Source organism: Methylobacterium sp. J-030, assembly GCF_022829545.1.
Taxonomy (GTDB): domain Bacteria; phylum Pseudomonadota; class Alphaproteobacteria; order Rhizobiales; family Beijerinckiaceae; genus Methylobacterium.
The window spans coordinates 13,814-32,537 of sequence record NZ_JAKSYM010000210.1 but is presented as its reverse complement, the minus strand read 5'-3'; the positions used below and the strand labels follow the sequence as shown (position 1 = coordinate 32,537).

Here is an 18,724-nt window from a genome sequence, read left to right as displayed (position 1 = left end):
GGGCCACCCTCCCCCGCAGAGGGGGGAGGGAGAGCACGTGGGGCCGTCACCGATCCTTTTCTGGAACGATGCCGCCCCCTACGGCCCCGGCACCCACCCGCCCCGGCTCCCGCCCTCCGTCTCCGAGCTGGTGAGCACCAGAACCGTACGCCCCGGCAGCGGCACGGCTGCGTCCGCCGCGTAAGACGCAGCACCCGGCGGCAGCGCCCCCTCAGCCTCGCCCGTATCGAAGACCGGCCGCCAGGGGCCGCCGATCACCGGGGCGAGGTGGAACGTCAGAGCCCCCTCCCCGGCGTTGAACAGCATCAGCAGGCGGTCCCCCGGTTCGCCGTCATTGCCGATCTGCATCCCGAACGCCTGGAGCCCGTCGTCCGACCAGTGCCGGTCCCCCATCTCGGTGCCCTCGGGCGCCAGCCAGTGGACGTCGCGCAGGGGCGCGTCCGGATGGATCAGGGTGCCGGTGAAGAAGCGTCGCCGCCGCAGGGCTGCTTGCGCCCGCCGCAGGGCGAGCAGGTTGGCGACGAAGCCCGACAGCGCGGGGTCTGGATCGACGCTCCAGTCCATCCAGCTCGTCGGGTTGTCCTGGGCGTAGGCGTTGTTGTTGCCACCCTGGCTGCGGGAGCGCTCGTCGCCCATCAGCAGCATCGGCACGCCCTGGGCCAGCATCACGGTGGCCAGCATGTTGCGCTTCTGCCGGGCGCGGACGCTCAGGATGGCCGCATCGTCGGTGTCGCCCTCGACGCCGTAGTTGCGGCTGACGTTGTGGTTATGGCCGTCGCGGTTCTCCTCGCCGTTGGCCGCGTTGTGCTTCTCCTCGTACGACACCGTGTCGGCGAGGGTATAGCCGTCGTGGCTCGCGATGAAGTTGACGCTGGCGAGCGGTGACCGCCGCGAGGGCGCGAACACCTCCCTTGAGCCGGTCAGCCCCTGCGTGACCTTGGCGAGGGTGCCGGAATCGCCCTTCCAGAACCCCCGGGTCGCGTCGCGGAACTTGTCGTTCCACTCGCTCCAGCCGCGGGGATAGCCGCCGAGCTGGTAGCCCCCCGCCCCGATGTCCCAGGGCTCGGCCACCATCTTGACCCGGGCGAGCACCGGATCCTGCGCCACCGCCTGGAAGAAGGCGGCCTGCGGGGTGAAGGCGAGCGGCGCGCGCCCGAGGCTCGACGCGAGGTCGAAGCGGAAGCCCGCGATCCCGTAGGCCGTCACCCAGTGGCGCAGGGAATCGAGCACCAGCTGCATCACCCGCGGGTGGCTCACGTCGAAGGTGTTGCCGCAGCCGGTGCAATCGATGGTGCGGCGCCGGTCGGCGGGGTCGAGCTTGTAGTAGCTGGCGTTGTCGATGCCGCGGAACGCGAGCGTCGGGCCGGTGTGGTCGCCCTCCGCGGTGTGGTTGTAGACCACGTCGAGCCAGGTCTCGATCCCGGCGGCGTTGAGCTCGCGGATCGCCGCCTTCAGGCTGCCGAGCCCGCCCTCACCCAGGTAACGGGGGTCGGGGGCGAAGTAACTCAGGGGCTGATACCCCCAGAAGTTGACGAGGCCCTTGTCCACCAGGAAGCGGTCGTCCACGAAGCCCTGGATCGGCAGGAGTTCCAGGGCGGTCACGCCGAGCTTGACGAGGTGCTCGATGATCGCCGGGTGGGCCAGAGCCGCGTAGGTGCCGCGCTCGGATTCGGGGATCGCGGGATGGGTGCGGGTCAGCGCCTTGACGTGCGCCTCGTACACCACCGTGTCGGCGAGCGGCCGGCGCACCGGATCGAGGGCGAGGTCGGGCACCTCGGGGGCGGTGACCACGCAACGCGGCATGTAGACCGCGCTGTCGCGCCGGTCGATCCGGTCCTCGCGCCCGCCCCGGCGGTGGCCGTAGAGGGCGTCGTGCCAGCGGATCTTTCCGCGGATCTCCCGGGCATAGGGGTCGAGCACCAGCTTCGAGGGGTTGAACCGGTGACCGTTGGCCGGATCCCAGGGGCCGTGCACCCGGTAGCCGTAGAGCTGGCCCGGCAGCACGCCGCGCAGATAGCCGTGCCAGACGTCGTCGGTCCGGCAGGGCAGGCGCACCGTGCGGGTCTCGTGCCGCTCGCCGGGCTCGAACAGGCAGATGTCGACCGCGGTGGCGTGCTCGGAGAACAGGGCGACATTGACGCCGCGCCCATCGAAATGCGCGCCGAGCGGCGCCGGCACCCCGTCATCGACGGCGATCATGGGCGGGGTCCCGCTGTGAGCGTGAGGTCAGGGAATCGCCACGCAACGTCATGGTTTCAAAAGGTCTTCGACCTTTTGTGGGTGCAGGGCAAAGCCCGATGCCTCGGGGCTCTGCCCCGAGACCCCGCCAAAGGGATGATCCCTTTGGAAACCCGGGACATCTGCGGCTACTCGGCCGCGGCGGCGGTCGTGGTCGGCGGCTCGCGCTCGATCGTGCGGAAATTCTCGAGTTCCGCCAGGAAGTTGCGCGCCCACCAATCGACGTCCTCGCGGGTCATGCGCTCGACCATCGGCTTCCAGCGCGCCAGCCGCTCGGCCCTGGGCATGTAGAGCGCCGCGCGGATCGCCTCCGCCACCTCGAACTTGTCGTAGGGGTTGATCAGCAGCGCCTCGGGCAATTGCCGGGCGGCGCCGGCGAATTTCGACAGGACCAGCACGCCCGGATCGTCCTCGCTCTGGGCGACGACGTATTCCTTGGCGACGAGGTTCATGCCGTCGCGCATCGGCGTCACGAGGCCGACCCGGGCCGCCCGGTAGAGGCCGGCCAGCACCGGGCGCGGATAGGCCTTGGTGATGTACTGGATCGGCGTCCAGGCCGGGTCGCCGAGCGCGCCGTTGATCTCGCCGACCTTCTCGTTCACGTCGCGGGCGAGCTGCTCGTATTCCGGCACTTCGCTGCGGGATTTCGGGGTGATCTGGATATAGGTGACGTTGCCGCGCTGGTCGGGGTTCGAGGCGAAGAAGCTCTCCACCGCCTCCATCCGCTCCGGCACGCCCTTGGAATAATCGAGGCGGTCGACGCCGATCAGCAGCTTGCGGGTGCGCAGGCCCGCCATGGTCTCGCGCACCACCTTGTTGGACCCCGCCCTCTCGGCGGCGTCCTTGAAGCCCGCCACGTCGATGCCGATCGGGAAGGCGCGGATCCGGGTCCGGCGCCCGTCGACCATCAGGGAGCCGCCGCCGAGAGGGATCGCCCGCTGGGTATCGACCAGGTTGCGCTGCAGGTTCTGGACGTCGGCCTCGGTCTGCAGGCCGATCAGGTCGTAATCGACGATGGCGCGCAGCAACTCGGTGCTCGCCGGCAGCGAGTTGAACACGTCGGCGGCCGGCCAGGGGATGTGATGGAAATAGCCGATCGGGTTGTCGAGCCCGAGGCCGCGCAGTTCGGCGGCGAGCGGCAGCAGGTGGTAATCGTGCACCCAGATGATGTCGTCGGGCTCGACCAGCTTGGCGAGCGCCCGGGCGAAGGTGCGGTTCACGCGGCTGTAGCCGGCATAATCCGAGCGCGAGAAGGCACCGAGCCCCAGCCGGTAATGCATGATCGGCCATAGGGCGCGATTCGCGAAGCCGGCATAATATTCGAGGTGGTCCTGCGGCGAGAGGTCGACCACCGCGTACTGGACGCGGCCCCGGTCGATCAGGGTCGGCTCCTCGGAGGGCTCCTCGCTGATCGTGCCGCTCCAGCCGAACCACAGCCCCTCGTAGGCGGTGAAGGCCTCCTTCACGGCGACCGCCAGGCCACCCGCCGCGACCGCCTTGCCGCCCTCCTCCGGGACGGCGACGCGGTTCGATACGATCACAAGGCGTGCCACGCGGGTCGGCTCCGGATCAGGGGCGCGGGGCGGGTCGAGGATCTCGCCGCGCCTGCATCGGGACTTCAACTCTATGTCAGAACGCGCGGGAACCCTGCGCGATCCTTTGTTGGTCTCAGGCAACCCAAGCGTGAAGCCGGGCGCGGGTCAAGTCGGACCCGTTCCGTTCCGGGACAGGGCGGCGGCTCCGTTCCGGCACCGCCCCGCCGGGCGAGACGGCGCGGGCCGCCGGAGAACCGTTGTCGAAGCGTGACGGTTCTGACAGACCGTGCCTGAACGTGGACTGACCGGCAGCCCGAGTCGCGTCCGGACCGGGGACTCGGTTCGGGCCGCACGCGGATCGAAGCATGCGGCACCGGAACCGGCAACACCTGAGTCGGTTACTCAGCCATCGCGGGGGCCGCGGTCGCCGCGCGCGGCGACCAACCCTGCGTCGCGAGGAGTGTTTCGAGATGGCCGGCAACGAGTTACCGCAGGATACGCCCAGGGAGCCGCTCCATGGGACCGCGCATGAGGCGCCGCACGAAGCGCTCCATTCGGCGGCCGACGAGCGCGCGCAGTGGCGGGCCCTGCAGGGTGATGTCGAGGGGCTGGCCGACGTGGCGGCTGAGCGCGGGCGCGGGCTCCTCGATGCGGCGCGCCTCCAGGCGCAGGGCTACGTCGAGCAGCGCAAGACCGACGCGGCGCAATCGGTCCACGATCTGGCCCAGACCATCCGCAATTCCGGACGGGACCTCGGCGACAAACCGAACGTGCGCGCCTTCTTCGACAGCGCCGCCGACGGGCTGGAGCAGCTCGGCTCCTCGATCGAGCGCCGCAGCCTCGGCGATTTCTACAGCGAGGCCGAATCCTTCGCCCGCCGGGCGCCGGTCGCGGTGGCGGTCGGCACCTTCGTGGCCGGTCTGATCGCCGCCCGGTTCATCAAGTCGTCGAGCCTGCCGCCGGAGGCGCCGGACGGCGATGCCCGCGACAGCTTCCGGGCCTGACGCCATGACCGGGGGGCCTGATCCGCGCCAGAGCGGCGCTTCCAGCATCCAGAGCCTGATCGGCGATGCGCTGCGCGAGACCAACGAGCTCGCCCGCAAGGAGATCGCGCTGTTCCGCGCCGAGATGGCGGGCAATGTCCGCCAGCTCATCGTCGGTCTCGCCTGCATGGTCGGCTCGGCGGTCTTCGCCGTGGTCGCCCTGCTGGTCCTGATCGGCGCCTTCGTCAAATGGCTCGCCACCATCGTCGGGTCGGAATGGCTCTCCGCCCTGATCGTCGGCGGCGTGCTGCTGATCCTCGCCCTCGGGATGGCCCTGTGGGCGCGCAGTGTCCTCTCCCTCTCCACCCTGGCCCCGACGCGCACCACGCGCCAGGTCCGCCAGGACGCCCAAGCCCTCTCGGAGCGCGTGTCCGGATGAGTACGATGAACGACCTCGAGAAGGAGATCGAGGAGAGCCGTGCCCGGCTCGACGACACGATCGACCGCATCCAGGGGCGGCTCTCGGTGCCGAACCTCGTGGACGAGATGCTGGGCAACGCCCGGCGCGTGCCGGCGCTCAACAGCACCTACGACTCGGCCCTGGAGGCGGTGCGCCGCAATCCGGTTCCGGTGCTGCTGATCGCGGCGGGCGTCGGCCTGCTGTTCAACCGGATGGCGCGCGATTCCCAGCGCCGCCGCACGGAGGTGGCGGCCGAGCGCGTGCCCACCCTGAATACAGGCGCGGCCCGCGGCTACGATCCCGATCTGCCGACCGCCCGCCCGGCGCGCGATCTGCTCGACAAGACCGAGATCTGAGGACCGGGCCGAACCGGACGAGACCGCATCGAGGCCGGCCCGCAGGCCGGAAGGAACGGCGCCGCCTCTCGGGGTCGCGCAGCCGAGACGGATATTCAAGGACACCGCCATGACCGACAAGCCCGGCGCCCCCGCCACTCCTTCCCGCACCCCCGAACAGATCGCAGCCGAGGCTGGTATGCCGCATGGATCCGGCGGCACCAGCCTGCGCCCGGATCCGGCCGGCCTCGGCGATCCGGGTGCGCCCGGCACGGCGGCGGGCGACTTCACCCTGCGGCCCGATCCGCGCGGCCTGCACGATCCGCTGCCGCAGGGGGGCACGCCGCTCTCGTCCGGCGGGACCTCCGGCGGCTCTCCGCGGTCCTCCGATCCGGCCTCCAGCGTAAAGGACGGCGTCCGGGCGGCGGGCGACCGCGCCGCCGACCTTGCTGGACAGGCCAGCCAGACCGTTTCGAGCTTCGCCGACGACATCAGCAACCGGTTGGGCGGCACGGCCGATCAGGCCCGGGACCGCGCCTCCGCGGCCTATGACGATGTGCGGGAGCGTGCGGGAGACCTCCACAGGCGCAACCTGCGGGCGCTCGACAACCTGACCAGCCAGGGGATCGACGGCCTGCAGCGTGGCCGCACTGCCGTTGAGCGCTTCGTGGACGATAACCCGCTTCTCGTCGGCGTGGTCGGCGTCGCCGCCGGCCTGCTGCTTGGCGCGCTGCTGCCGCGCACCCGCCAGGAGGACCGGAACATCGGCCCCTGGGCCGACGAGGTCCGCGACCAGGGCCTGCGCTACGCCCGGGAGGTCACCAATATCGGCCGCGAGTTCGTCCAGACCGCCCTCGACCCGGACAACCTCAACGCCGCCGCCCGCAAGGTGGTGGATCCCGACGACCGGAAGCCGCCGGAGAGCGAGCGGGCCCAGCATAATCTCTGATCCGGGGACCGGCTTGCTCCGTTGCATGTGACGGTACCGCCGTAACGGGCGAAGCGAAGAGACTCAGGGTAGCGCGACGCCGGAAAGCGTCGCGCTACCTGGATTGCTTTGCTCTGCTCGCAAAGACGGAGCGACCGGATTCTCGGTCCTCCAGACGCGAGGAGCGTCAGTCCCGATACAGCCCCGCATGCGTCTCCCGGAGCAGGGTCTTCTGCACCTTGCCCATGGCGTTGCGCGGCAGCTCGTCGACGAACAGGACGCGCTTGGGGCATTTGAACCGGGCGAGCCTTCCCTCCAGGGCGGCCTGCACGCCCGCCTCGTCCGGGCAGCCCGGGCCGCCCACCACCACGGCGGTGACCGCCTCGCCGAAATCCGGGTGGCTCAGGCCGATCACCGCGGATTCGACCACGCCGGGCAGCGCGTCGATCTCGGTCTCGACCTCCTTCGGGTAGACGTTGAAGCCCCCTGAGATGATCAGGTCCTTGCCGCGCCCGACGATGTGGACGTAGCCCCGCGGATCGACCTTGCCGAGGTCGCCGGTGATGAAGAAGCCGTCCGCCCGGAATTCGGCCGCCGTCTTCTCCGGCATGCGCCAGTAGCCCTGAAAGACGTTCGGGCCCTTCACCTCGATCATCCCGACCGCATCCGGCCCGAGACCCGAGCCGCCCTCCGGATCGACCACCCGCAGGGACACGCCCGGCAGCGGAAACCCGACCGTGCCGGCGACCCGGTCGCCGTCATAGGGGTTCGAGGTGCTCATGTTGGTCTCGGTCATGCCGTAGCGTTCGAGGATGGCGTGGCCGGTGCGGGCCTGCCAGTCCCGGTGGGTCTCGGCGAGCAGCGGTGCCGAACCCGACACGAACAGCCGCATGCCCTTGGCCCCCTCCGGTGTCAGGCCCGGCTCCTTCAGGAGGCGCGTATAGAAGGTCGGCACGCCCATCAGTACGGTGGCCCGGGGCATCAGGCTCAGGATCAGCTTCGGGTCGAGCCGGGGCAGGAACAGCATGGAGCCGCCGCTCGCCAGCACCGTGTTGGTCGCCACGAACAGCCCATGGGTGTGGAACACCGGCAGGGCATGGATCAGCACGTCGTCGGCGGAGAAGCGCCAGTAGTCGACCAACGTGCGGGCATTCGAGGCTAGGTTGTCGTGGGTCAGCATGGCGCCTTTGGAGCGCCCGGTCGTGCCCGAGGTGTAGAGGATCGCGGCCAGATCCTCCGGCCCGCGAGGTATGTCGGCGAGATCACCGTCCTGTCGGTCGGCGGCCTCCGCGGCGCTGCCGCCGCCCGCGGCGTCGAGCGTCCAGACCGTGCGGACGCCGGCGGACGCCTCGGCCAGCGCCTCGCGCCGGCCCGGGTCGCAGACGAACACGGCGGGCTCCGCGTCGCCCAGGAAGTAGCCGATCTCGGCCGGGGTGTAGGCGGTGTTGAGCGGCAGGAACACAGCCCCGGCCCGGACCACGCCAAGGTACAGAAAGATCACCTCCGGGCTCTTCTCGACCTGCACGGCCACCCGGTCGCCGGGGGCGACGCCGGCCGCCCGCAGGGCCGCCGCATAGGCGCCGGTGCGGGCGATCAGCTCCGCGTAGGCGTATCGGCGGCCCTCCGGCGTCTCGATCACGGTCTTGGCGGGATCGGGCACGCCGTCCCGGATCAGGGAGAAGAGGTGGTTGGTCATCGGGCGGCTTGGGCTGTCGCGGGCCTTCGTGTCTCCCGCACCCATAGCCGCCTCAGGGGCCCCCCGGCGAGCCCTTTCACGCGGCGAGCCGCTGCCGCGACGACAGGAAGGCTCCCTCCGGCGCCCGTTCCGGCGCGAACAGGCCGAGGCCGGTGGGCGCCGGCATGCCGATGTAGATCGCCTCCGCGCCGTGCCGGGAATAGGCCTCGTGCCAGAAGCCGGACCCTTTGGAGTCCTTCGAGAAGTCCCGCCACCACGTGCGATGCGGCTCCGAGCGGGTGAAGCGCTCCAGGCTTTCGAGATCGTGCCAGTACTGACGCATGCCGACATGGCTGAGCCCGAAGAACAGGTTTTCGTGCGCCAGCAGTCCATCCGGCCGCGACCGGATCGCGGCACTGATGCCGCGCCCGAGCCCCATCAGAGCCAGCAGGCCGCGCCAGCGGGTGACCCGGAAGCCGAGATAGACCACCACGAGGTCGGGATAGGTGGAGAGATCGACGGACCGGCGGACGGGGGCAGCTTGCATGGCGCCGTCTCCTGCGCATTGTGTGCGCCGTAAACATGCGCGAGGTTGTGTACGATGTCAACATCCGATCCCGACAGGCGCTATCATCACGGCGACCTGCGGGCGTCCCTGGTGGCGGCGGCCCTGGCGCAGCTTGAGGTCGGCGGCGCGGCGGCGCTCTCCCTGCGCGGGGCGGCACGGACCTGCGGTGTCTCGGCGATGGCGCCCTATCGCCATTTCTCCGGCAAGGAGGAGCTTCTGGAGGCGGTGGCGGCGAGCGGCTTCGAGGATCTCGCCGTCGCCCTGGAGGCGGCCGACGCCTCCGCTGACGGCGCGCAGGCACTGGCCGCGCAGGGAGCGGCCTACGTGACGTTCGCGTGCCGGCAGCCGGCCCTGTTCCGGCTGATGTTCATGGGGCCGGGCTGCGGACCGGACCGGTCCCGGGCCTACGCGATCCTCGAGCGGCGGGCGGCCACGCTGGCGGGCTCCAGGATGGCGGTCGCGGATCTGACGCTCGCTGCGTGGTCCCTGGTGCACGGGCTCGCCGCGTTGATCCTCGACCGCCGGGTGCCGCTCGCGGGCGAGGCCGCCGAGGACGCGGCCCGGCGGATCACCCTGGCCTTCGCCCGGCTGGCGGCGGAGGCCCGATGATCCGGCTGGGCCACCACCCTAAGCCTCGGCCAGCACCACGGCGCGCGGCGGCGGCAGCTTGGCGCGCAGCTCCCGGCTCACCGCGGGAGAGGCCACCACCGTGCCGAGATTGGCGTAGGTCTCGTGGTTCCGCTCGATCGCGGCGAGGTCGTAGAGGTAGTTCACCATCAGGCCGTGGGCCTGGGACAGGCCCTTCTTCGAGGTGTCGCCGAGGAAGTTGATCCGGTCGAGCCGGGCACCGTTGCCGAGGTGGAACCGGGCCACCGGGTCGAGGGGGCGCCCCCGGGCGTTCTTGGCGCGCAGGAAATAGGCGGCGGCGGCCGGGATCAGCGCCTTGCGCACCGCCTCGGCCTTCGCCTTGTCGGCGTGCCAGTCGGGTTCGTCCAGCGCCCGCAGGGTCTCGACATCCTCAGGGAGCAGCCCCTGCGGGCTGTCGGCCCGGCGCTCCCGGGTGAGCCACGCGGCAAAGCCCGGCACCGGCGAGAGCGTCACGAAGGTCTTGAGGGTCGGGACCTCGCGGGTCAGGTCCTCGACCACCTGCTTGATCAGGAAGTTGCCGAAGGTCACCCCGGCGAGCCCCTTCTGGCAATTGGAGATCGAGTAGAACACCGCGGTGGTCGCCGTCTGTGGCTGCAGCGGCTTGCGCGCCCGCGACAGGATCGGCGCGATGGCCGGGGCGATCTCTCCGGTGAGCGCCACCTCCACGAAGATCAGCGGCTCGTCGGCGAGCGCCGGGTGGAAGAACGCGAAGCAGCGCCGGTCCGGCGGCTCGATCCGGGCACGCAGGTCGTCCCAATCGGCGATGGCGTGCACCGCCTCGTAGCGGATGATCTTTTCGAGGATGTGGGCCGGCGTGGTCCAGTCGATGTGGCGCAGCACCAGAAAGCCGCGGTTGAACCACGAGGCGAACAGGTGCTCGAAGTCGCTGTCCAGGCTGTCGACCGCGTCGAGCAGGGCGGGATCGGAGGCCTCGCCGGCGCGCAGGGCCTTGCGCAGGTCGAACAGGTCCTCGCGCATCCGCACGAGGCCGAGCGTGCCGCCCCGGGCGAGGTTGAGGCGGCGGATCAGTTCCTGGCTGCGCGGCTCGGCCGCCTCGTGCAGGGTGCCGAGGCACGCCCGCGTCGGGGTGGCCCGGTAGGCGGCGATCGCCGCGTCGACGGCGGCGTGATCGGCGTCGAAATCGAGCGCGATGGCCCGCAGGAAGGCATGGCGCTCGGCCTGTCCGAAGCTCGCGTAGCGGTCGAGGATCAGGCGGGCCAGTGCCACCCCGGAGGCCTCGCCGCGCCGGGAGATCAGATCCTCGCACAGCCTGACGAGGTCGCCGGCATTCGCGCGGGACGCGAGGTCGCCGCGGCCGATGCCGATCAGGTCGCGGCCGCGCTCGCTGATGGTCTGAAGCAGGTCGCCGAAGAAGGAGATCGCCGCCATGACCCTCGCACTGACCCCCGCCGACCCGGACTCGAAGCGCGTCCCGCCCCGCGACGCCGGCTCGCCGTTCGGACGCGTGCGCAACCGGACCCGGCGCCGTGGTGCCCCCGGTGAGGAGGCCGGACCGGCACCGCGATCCTCCCCGGCATCTTACGGCGGCGCGGCCGCCGCGGCCAGAGCTTGGCCGGCTGCGGATTGCGAAGATCGAGCTTGCAACAGCAGTGCAAAGGCCGTGTGACGGACCGACGATTCGGCGGTCAGAGCCGCTCGGCCACAGTGGCGAGATCGGCGCGCTCGCGCCAGTCGCCGACGCCGTGCTGGCGGGCGAATCGAAGCTCGGCGGCGCGGCGGGCACGCTCGGGATCGCGGGCTCGCGTGATCTCGACGGAGCCGATCGTGAACGGCACCCCAAGGATCTCCTTGGCGAAGTCGACGCGGTAGTTCGGCATTCCGTACTCCCTGTTCCAGCGGTTCCGCAGGGAACGAAACCGCCCTCTCGCCCGTATTCCGGTCCTGGAGCCCGCCGGGCTCGACATCGGATTCTCGTGCTGCGCGACACCCGCCCATGGGCCGGCGTTACACGCTGTGTCTGCCGCATATGGTGCGATCGCGGAACCCGTGAAGGGGCGCACCAAGTCCCAGCAGGGATGCATCGCCGCAGCTTGCCGGACGGCGCGCTCTGCCCGTAGAGGCTCGCGACTCGGATTTCCCGCCCCTCCCGACGATACGGACCCGATCATGGCCCTTCCGCGGCGGCGAACCGACCTGCCCTCGACGCAGCCGTGACCACAACCCTCGACGCGAAGGCCCGGCTCGGCCTCACGCTGATCGCCGGCGGGGCGGTGGCCAACATCTACTACAACCAGCCGCTGCTCGGCCTGATCGTGGCCGAGTTCGGCGACCGGGCCGCGCTCTGGGTGCCGACCACGGCGCTGGTCGGCTACGGTCTCGGCATCGTCGGACTGGTGCCGCTCGGCGACGCGCTGCCGCGGCGCAGCCTGATCGTGGGGCAGTGCCTCGGCCTCGCCGTGGCGCTGCTCGCGGTCGGCCTCGCCCCGAATCTCGCGAGTCTGGCGCTGGCGCATCTCGTCGTCGGCGTGCTCGCCTGCGCGGCCCAGCAGGCGGTGCCGTTCGCGGCGGAACTCGCGCCCGATGCGAGCCGCGGGCGGGTGGTTGGGCAGGTGATGACCGGGCTGCTCACCGGCATCCTGCTCGCCCGGACGGCAAGCGGGTTCCTGGGGGCGCATCTCGGCTGGCGGCCGGTCTTCCTGATCGCCGCGCTGGTGGCGCTCGCCATGGCGGGCATCGCCCGGGCGACCCTGCCCCGGACGGTGCAGACGCATCCTTTGCGCTACCGCGCCCTGATGCTGTCGATCCTCCACCTCGCCCGGAGCCAGCCGGTGCTGCGCACGGCGAGCCTGTCGCAGGCGCTGCTGTTTGCCGCGTTCAACGCCTTCTGGGCAACCCTCGCGCTGCTGGTGGAGGGGCCGCCCTTCGGGCTCACGGCCGCGGGTGCCGGACTGTTCGGGGTGATCGGCGTCTGCGGGGCCTTCGTGGCGCCGATCTCGGGCCGGTTCACCGACCGGAAGGGGGCGAAGCCCGTGGTGCTCGGCGGCAGCCTGCTGGTCGCCCTGTCCTTCGTGGTGCTCTGGGCGGGGGGCGCGTGGTCGCTGATCGCCGTGGCGCTCGGGGTGCTGCTCATCGATATCGGCATGAACGGCGCGCTGATCGCCAACCAGACCCGGGCCTACGCCCTGGTCCCGGGGGCGCGGGGGCGGATCAACACCGTGCTGTTCACGACCCTGTTCGTGTTCGGGGCGCTCGGCGCCTATGCCGGCTCGCAGGCTTTTCTGCTGATCGGCTGGCCGGGGGTCTGCGCCGTGGGGCTGGTGTTCTCGGCGCTGGCGGTGGTCGTGGCGGCACGCGATCCGCACGGACGCGCTGCCTGATCCCTATGGATCCCGTAGGGCTACGCCCTTTGGCGGGCGATCGGGGCAGCGCCCCGATATCGGGCGAAGCCCGAAAGCAGGGCTGTGCCCTGCATTCACACAAGGTCCCGGACCTTGTGGATCCATGATCATCGAAGGCCGGACCGCACGCGTCTACTTCAGCACCTGCGACAGCCGGCACCAGCCCGTCTTGTCGGGCGGCAACCCGAAGCGCAGGCGCTCCGGGCGCTCCGCGAAGCGGCGCACCGCAATGCCCGCCGCCGCCAGCCGGCGGTAGAGCCCCGGCCCGTCCGAGAAATCTGCGGTCCGGAACAGGCACGTGCCGCCGACAACCCGCCCGCTGCCCCGCACGATCATCCGGTCGAGCCGGGCCGCGTCCGCCGCCCGCGCCCGGGCGGCCTCCGCGCGCCAGTCGGCATCCGACAGGGCCGCGGTCCCGATCGCCAGGGCCGGCCCCGATGCGGCCCAGGGTCCCAGCGCCTCGGCGATCCGGAGCGCGATCCCGGGTTCGGCGACCGCGAAGCCCAGGCGCAGGCCGGCGAGCCCATAGGTCTTGCCGAAGGAGCGGAGCACCACGAGCCCCGGCCCGACATGCGGGCACAGGCTCTCCACCGGTTCGAGATCCGCGAAGGCCTCGTCGGCGACCAGCAGGCCGCCCCGGGCTCCGAGCGATTCAGCCAGGGCGCAGCGCTCGGCCAGCGGGACAGTCCGCCCGTCCGGGTTGTTGGGATCGACGATCACCGCCACCCGAGCGTCGCCGAGCGTGTCGAGCCCTGACACCTCCGCCACGGCGTGCCCGGCTCGTGCCCAGGCGGCGGCGTGCTCGGCGTATGTGGGTCCGACCACCGCGACGCGAGTCGGCGCCAGGAGCCGGGGCAGGGTCTCGATCAGGATCTGGGTGCCGGGGGCGGGCACGACATGGGCGGCATCCGGCGCGCCGTAGGCCGAGGCGGCGGCCGCCCGCAGGGCCTGGAGTTCGGCGGCCTCCGGGAGCCGTGTCCAGGCGCTGGCCTCGATCGGCGGCACGGGATACGGGATCGGGTTGATCCCCGTCGAGAGGTCGAGCCAGGGTTCCGGCGCGTCGGGAAAGGTTTTTCGCAGGCCGCCGAGATCGCCACCATGGGCGATGACGGCGGCCTCACGCGCGGGAACGCTCCACACCGAATGGTCCATCCGCCCGAAACGCTCGCCGTGCTGGCCCTCGCCCTCGGGATCGAGGCGGCGGCCGGCTATCCGGACGCGCTCTACAGGGCGGTCGGCCACCCTGTCACCTGGATCGGCCGGCTGATCGCCGCCCTGGAGCGCGGCCTCAACCGCGGCTCTGCGCGGCGGCGCCGGCTCGCGGGCTGCCTCGCCCTGGCGCTGCTGCTCGTTGCGGTGGGCCTGCCGGCGCTGGGCCTGACGGCACTCGCGGGCCTCGCCGGCCCCCTCCCCGCCCTGATCCTTCTGGGCCTCGCCTGCGCCAGCCTGCCGGCGCAGCGCAGCCTGCACGACCACGTCGCCGCGGTGGAAACCGCCCTGCGCACCGGCGGCCTGGAGGCCGGGCGCCGGGCCGTGGCGATGATCGTGGGCCGAGACCCCGAGCGCCTCGACCAACCCGCCGTCTGCCGCGCCGCGATCGAGAGCCTGGCGGAGAACTTTTCTGACGGGATCGTGGCACCGGCCTTCTGGATCGGCTGCCTCGGCCTGCCGGGCGGCGCGCTCTACAAGGCGATCAACACCGCCGACAGCATGATCGGCCACCGCACGCCCCGCTACGAAGCCTTCGGCTGGGCGGCGGCCCGGCTCGACGACGGCGTGAACCTCCCGGCCTCGCGGCTGGCCGGCCTGCTGATCGCCGGGGCGGCCTTCCTGCGCGGCGCCGACGCCCGGGGGGCGCTCCGGGCGATGGCCCGGGACGCCGGCCGGCACCGCTCGCCCAATGCGGGCTGGCCGGAATCCGCCATGGCGGGGGCGCTCGGTTTGAGGCTCGCGGGGCCGCGGGTCTACGATGGTACCCTCGTGCCCGACGCCCATATGGGCGACGGACGGGCCGAGGCGACGCCCGACGACATCGCCCGAGCGCTGGTCCTCTACCGCACGGCCTGCTGGCTTCAGGGCGGGCTCGTGCTGGCGCTCCTCGTCTTATGGTTGGCGATAGCCCCCTGATCTTCGCCCGGCATGCGGAGCGCCCGAGTCCCGGTTTCGAAAGGGCTCGCCCTTTGGAATCCTCGGACGTCCGCTCAGGCGTCCTGCGGTTCCCGCTGCGCCGCACCCGCATGGTGCGCGGCCCGCAGGGATCCCGCCATGGCGTTGAGCCGGCCCTGCGGATCCTCCGGCTGGATCACGCCGGCCGACATCACCAGCTTGGCGGCGTCGTCGACGCTGATGGCGAGTTCCACCACCTCGGACCGGGGCAGGTAGAAGAAGAACCCCGTCGTCGGGTTGGGCGCGCAGGGCAGGAACACGCCGACCATCTCGTCCGCGGCGGCGCCCCGGGCCCGGAGCGCGCCCTCGACCTCGGGCGCCGCCGGGGCCGACAGGAACACCACCGACCACGTCCCCTTCACCGGGAACTCCACCAGCCCGACCGTGCGGAACGAGGTGCCGTTGGCCGAGAACAGGGTCTCGAAGATCTGCCGCAGCCCCTTGTAGAGGCCGGAGATCACCGGGGTCCGGGCGAGCAGCACCTCGCCGAACTCGATCACCGAGCGGCCGACGAGGTTGGCGGTGAGGAAGCCGAGCAGCGTCACCGCCAGGAACGCGATGACGAGGCCGAGCCCGGGGATCGAGAACGGCAGGTAATGGTCCGGCAGGTAGCTCGCCGGCACCAGGGGCTTCACGAAGGAATCGATCAGCGCGATGAACCACCACGTGATGTAGGCGGTGATCGCCAGCGGCCCGGCCACGATGATGCCGGTGAGGAAGTAGGTGCGCAGCCGGCCCCGGGCGCTGACCCGGGTCTTCGGCGTGGCGCCCCCGGGCGCGGGGGCGTCGGGCTCGGGGACCGGGATGGGCGGGGGACTCGGCGCCACGGGGACCCTCTCGGCCGCACGACGCGCGGCGATCCTGCTCTCGGGGCCATCCCCCGATGGCACAGGTAGCGGCTGCGCTTGCCGGTCTCAAGGGCGGCCGGTTTCCGCTGGCGCGGCCACCACCGCGGTCAGCTATGCGCCCCGGGACGATCGAGGTCCGGCATCGCCGCCCGGGGAATCACGGCGCCGCGGTGCCCGATCACCGCGCCGGCGAGGCGGTGCGCCCGGGCCGCGGCCGCCTCCGGGTCCAGCCCGGCGAGGCGGGCGGCGAGATAGCCCGCCGCGAAGCTGTCGCCCGCAGCCGTCGTGTCGACCACCCGGGCCACCGGCCCGGCCGGCACCCATGTGTCGGAGGTCCCGTGCAGCACCCGGGCGACGGGCGCGGGGCCGGTCGAGCCCTTGAGCACGATCTCGGCCCGGCCCCGGTGGCGCAGCACCTCGTCCACGCCCGCCGCGCCGAACAGCCAGTCCAGATCCTCCACCGAGGCGAAGATCAGATCGGCCAGCGCCAGGGCCGTGCGGAACGCCGCCTGGGCGACCTCCCGGACGGGCCAGCCCCGGGGCCGGTAATTGGTGTCGAAGGCGACGCGCCCGCCCCGGGCGCGCAGGGCCCCCAGGGTCTCGAACAGGGCCGCGCGGCCGCTTTCGCCGTAGAGCGAGAGGCTGATGCCGGAAACGTAGACGAGGTCGTAGGTCGCCACGGCGGCCCGGGTCTCGGCCGCGCCCGGCTCGACGAACAGGTCCCGGGCCGCGGCCTGGTCGCGCCAATAGTGGAAGCTGCGCTCGCCGGCCGCGTCGGTGCGGATGATGTAGAGGCCCGGCATCCGGCCCGGCAGGCGCCGGACCTGGCCGAGGCCGATCCCCTCGCGGCCCCAGGCTGCCGCCATCTCGTCGCTCCAGGCATCGTCGCCGAGCGCCGTCACGTAGTCGACCGCGACGCCGAGGCGGGCGAGGTAGAGCGCGGTGTTCAACGTGTCGCCGCCAAAGCCGCGGACGAGGCTGCCGTCGAATTGCTCAGACAATTCGATCATACACTCGCCGATGCAGGCGACACGCATTCGGCTTCTCCCCGGTCGGTCATCCATGTCCTCATCGGCCGGGTCCACCCGTCGGCCGCCGAAGGTCGGTTCGACCGGCACACACAGGTGTCCCCCTGACGTTATCGAGGTTGGGCCTTGTATCAGCGCCGGCCGCATGACGCACGATTTTCATTCGAATGTCGTCATTTGGCGAAACAGAATGGTGAAGGTGATTTCGAATTCTCAACGGACGCGTCGCGCCGGTAGCAAAGAATTTTGAATATGTTTCCCATATGATTCTCAGAGCTGCTAAGGTCGCATTGGTCTGAGTTATGAGGCTGGCCCCGGCGTGTTCGCGGGCTTGGCTAAACGCCGGTCCTGGCGTCTGATCAAGGACGAGCGATCGGTGGGCGGGATGTCTCGAGTCTTCGAATGGCCGCATCGCCTCCCTCTGCGCTGACGGCATGACTCCCGTCGCCATACTTGTTGTTGCGTGCCTGCCGATGCCGTAAAATGTCTTTGACGATGATGTTCTTCCACGTTCAGCTTAGCATAGAAGTCTAGTCGCGGGACCGATTCATCCATCGATCGATTTGAGCCCGTCGCGTCGATCGTTCGAACGATTCAGGCAAACTGGTATGTTTCATTCTGCCTTAAGCGCCCTGACATTCTCGGCCGGCGAATTTCTGACCATCACCGAGAGCCGCGGCGTCAGTGGCGCCTGGAGCTGGGTTTTCACGGGTGGGGAGCAGGTCTGGTCAGCCGGATTCTACCGCCTGCTCGGTCTCGTGCCCAACGCCACGAAGGCGAGCTATGATCTGCTGCTCTCCCTGGTGCATCCGGATGACCGGCACCGGCTCCCGACCCGCGCCGATGTCCGGGAGGGGCAGGTCCCGCGGGAGACGATCGTCCGGGTGATTCGTCCGAACGGGACGCAGCGCACCTTGTCCTTGACGATGGAAGCGCGCTTCTCGTCCGAGGGTCGGCCCGTGGCCGTCAGCGGCACGGCCCTCGACGTGAGCGACCGCGAGCTGCTGGCCCAGGCGCGGCACAAGGCGCGGCGGCGGCGGGCGGCGCTGTACCTGACCGAGCATATTGCCAGCTTCTGGATGGGCCTCGACCGCGTCCGCGAGCTGCCGTTCGAGATGGCGCAGGTCCACGGTCTGCCGTTCGAGGAGATCTGCAACGATCCGTTCCTCATGATCGTCCCCGAGGAGCGCGCGGCCTTCCGGGCGAAGGCCGAGGAGCACATCGAGCGGCAGACGCTCTATCAGGGAACCACCCACGAGCGCCTCGCCAACCGGGAGCTCAAGCATTTCCGGATCCTCACGCTCCCGATCTGGGATCCCGACGGGACGTATCTCGGGCGGTGCGGTTTCAAGTACCCGGTCGCCGCCGGCCTGCTGTTGCCGGCTCCCCTGCGCGCCGGCCTCGAACAATCCGTGACCGGCCATCACCTGCGCGCCGCGCGGGCCATGCTGGACTGGTCGATGATGGATCTGGCTCAGGCGAGCGGCCTGTCGCATTCCACGGTCCGGCGCCTGGAGGACGACAGCGAGCATCGCGGCAGCCGCTCGCGCCTCAACGCCATCGAGGCGCTGCGCCGCGCCGGCGTGCGCTTCGTCGCCATGGATGACGGAACCCTGGCAGTCGCCAAGGCCTGAACACGGCCGCCGCGGATCCGTGCCGGGGCGATCCCTGCTCCGAAAATGCGGTTCCGAGCGGTGCCGGCGCCCGGCCGGCCCCGCAGCCGATCACCCTCAGGCATGCCGCCGATCGTCCAGCCACCCCCTGTCGCTCCGGCATCGCAGGCCGCGTGGCGGACGCGTCGCGCGGTCCTGATCCGGATGCCCTGCCGGTCCCCATCGGCAGGGCGTGGTCCGGATTGTCACTGGCATCGGATATCGGCCGCGCTCGCCGCACCGGCTGTGGGATCGAGCCGTTGGTCGGCGGCGAGGCGCCCGCGCGGGCTTCAGGCCGCCC

17 protein-coding genes are annotated in these 18,724 nt (G+C 71.1%); 8 read left to right on the top strand and 9 right to left on the bottom strand.

Going from position 1 to position 18,724, the window contains the following annotated elements; all coding sequences use genetic code 11:
* Nucleotides 1-78: 78 nt before the first annotated feature.
* On the bottom strand, nucleotides 79-2,199 hold the full coding sequence (glgX, locus tag MKK75_RS13865) for a glycogen debranching protein GlgX (RefSeq protein WP_244043139.1): 2,121 nt from the start codon (nucleotides 2,197-2,199) through the stop codon (nucleotides 79-81).
* Between the two features lie 167 nt (nucleotides 2,200-2,366).
* Nucleotides 2,367-3,791, bottom strand: coding sequence for a trehalose-6-phosphate synthase (locus MKK75_RS13860; RefSeq protein WP_244043138.1), 1,425 nt, complete (start codon nucleotides 3,789-3,791; stop codon nucleotides 2,367-2,369).
* A gap of 452 nt (nucleotides 3,792-4,243) precedes the next feature.
* On the opposite strand from MKK75_RS13860, the gene MKK75_RS13855 reads away from it, so the two are divergent.
* The 4 genes from MKK75_RS13855 (at nucleotide 4,244) to MKK75_RS13840 (ending at nucleotide 6,500) form a co-directional block, all read left to right on the top strand.
* Entirely contained in the window at nucleotides 4,244-4,777 is a 534-nt protein-coding gene (locus MKK75_RS13855) for a hypothetical protein (protein ID WP_244043137.1), read from the top strand.
* Nucleotides 4,778-4,781: 4 nt separating this feature from the next.
* Entirely contained in the window at nucleotides 4,782-5,195 is a 414-nt protein-coding gene (locus tag MKK75_RS13850) for a phage holin family protein (RefSeq protein ID WP_244043136.1), read from the top strand.
* Between the two features lie 5 nt (nucleotides 5,196-5,200).
* Nucleotides 5,201-5,572: a DUF3618 domain-containing protein gene (locus tag MKK75_RS13845; protein ID WP_244043135.1), complete on the top strand. Its 372-nt coding sequence runs from the start codon at nucleotides 5,201-5,203 to the stop codon at nucleotides 5,570-5,572.
* 109 nt (nucleotides 5,573-5,681) lie between these two features.
* Complete coding sequence (locus tag MKK75_RS13840) at nucleotides 5,682-6,500, top strand: hypothetical protein (RefSeq protein ID WP_244043134.1); 819 nt, start codon at nucleotides 5,682-5,684, stop codon at nucleotides 6,498-6,500.
* Nucleotides 6,501-6,666: 166 nt separating this feature from the next.
* On the opposite strand, the gene MKK75_RS13835 is transcribed toward MKK75_RS13840, so the two are convergent.
* Both MKK75_RS13835 and MKK75_RS13830 read right to left on the bottom strand, forming a co-directional pair.
* The gene (locus MKK75_RS13835) at nucleotides 6,667-8,175 is read right to left on the bottom strand and encodes a malonate--CoA ligase (RefSeq protein ID WP_244043133.1); all 1,509 of its coding nucleotides are present in this window, start codon (nucleotides 8,173-8,175) and stop codon (nucleotides 6,667-6,669) included.
* A gap of 76 nt (nucleotides 8,176-8,251) precedes the next feature.
* Nucleotides 8,252-8,701, bottom strand: coding sequence for a monooxygenase family protein (locus tag MKK75_RS13830; RefSeq protein ID WP_244043132.1), 450 nt, complete (start codon nucleotides 8,699-8,701; stop codon nucleotides 8,252-8,254).
* Nucleotides 8,702-8,755: 54 nt separating this feature from the next.
* Between MKK75_RS13830 and MKK75_RS13825 the strand changes: the two genes are divergently transcribed.
* Nucleotides 8,756-9,331: a TetR/AcrR family transcriptional regulator gene (locus tag MKK75_RS13825; protein WP_244043131.1), complete on the top strand. Its 576-nt coding sequence runs from the start codon at nucleotides 8,756-8,758 to the stop codon at nucleotides 9,329-9,331.
* An 18-nt stretch (nucleotides 9,332-9,349) separates the two neighbouring features.
* Here MKK75_RS13825 and MKK75_RS13820 read toward each other — a convergent pair whose 3' ends face one another.
* Nucleotides 9,350-10,759, bottom strand: a complete 1,410-nt coding sequence (locus MKK75_RS13820; RefSeq protein WP_244043130.1) for a malonyl-CoA decarboxylase — start codon at nucleotides 10,757-10,759, stop codon at nucleotides 9,350-9,352.
* Between the two features lie 257 nt (nucleotides 10,760-11,016).
* Nucleotides 11,017-11,208, bottom strand: a complete 192-nt coding sequence (locus MKK75_RS13815; protein ID WP_192709409.1) for a hypothetical protein — start codon at nucleotides 11,206-11,208, stop codon at nucleotides 11,017-11,019.
* A 333-nt stretch (nucleotides 11,209-11,541) separates the two neighbouring features.
* Between MKK75_RS13815 and MKK75_RS13810 the strand changes: the two genes are divergently transcribed.
* Nucleotides 11,542-12,708, top strand: coding sequence for an MFS transporter (locus MKK75_RS13810; protein ID WP_244043129.1), 1,167 nt, complete (start codon nucleotides 11,542-11,544; stop codon nucleotides 12,706-12,708).
* A 153-nt stretch (nucleotides 12,709-12,861) separates the two neighbouring features.
* Here MKK75_RS13810 and cobD read toward each other — a convergent pair whose 3' ends face one another.
* Entirely contained in the window at nucleotides 12,862-13,881 is a 1,020-nt protein-coding gene (cobD, locus tag MKK75_RS13805; protein WP_244043128.1) for a threonine-phosphate decarboxylase CobD, read from the bottom strand.
* On the opposite strand from cobD, the gene cbiB reads away from it, so the two are divergent.
* Nucleotides 13,873-14,856 carry an adenosylcobinamide-phosphate synthase CbiB gene (gene cbiB / locus MKK75_RS13800; RefSeq protein ID WP_244043127.1) on the top strand — a complete coding sequence of 328 codons (984 nt, stop codon included), beginning with the start codon at nucleotides 13,873-13,875 and terminating at the stop codon, nucleotides 14,854-14,856. The genes cobD and cbiB overlap by 9 nt on opposite strands.
* A 74-nt stretch (nucleotides 14,857-14,930) precedes the next feature.
* On the opposite strand, the gene MKK75_RS13795 is transcribed toward cbiB, so the two are convergent.
* Both MKK75_RS13795 and MKK75_RS13790 read right to left on the bottom strand, forming a co-directional pair.
* The gene (locus MKK75_RS13795; RefSeq protein ID WP_244043126.1) at nucleotides 14,931-15,722 is read right to left on the bottom strand and encodes a DUF502 domain-containing protein; all 792 of its coding nucleotides are present in this window, start codon (nucleotides 15,720-15,722) and stop codon (nucleotides 14,931-14,933) included.
* 128 nt (nucleotides 15,723-15,850) lie between these two features.
* Nucleotides 15,851-16,780 carry a sugar kinase gene (locus MKK75_RS13790; protein WP_244043125.1) on the bottom strand — a complete coding sequence of 310 codons (930 nt, stop codon included), beginning with the start codon at nucleotides 16,778-16,780 and terminating at the stop codon, nucleotides 15,851-15,853.
* A gap of 599 nt (nucleotides 16,781-17,379) precedes the next feature.
* On the opposite strand from MKK75_RS13790, the gene MKK75_RS13785 reads away from it, so the two are divergent.
* Entirely contained in the window at nucleotides 17,380-18,405 is a 1,026-nt protein-coding gene (locus MKK75_RS13785) for a PAS domain-containing protein (protein ID WP_244043124.1), read from the top strand.
* Nucleotides 18,406-18,724 lie beyond the last annotated feature (319 nt).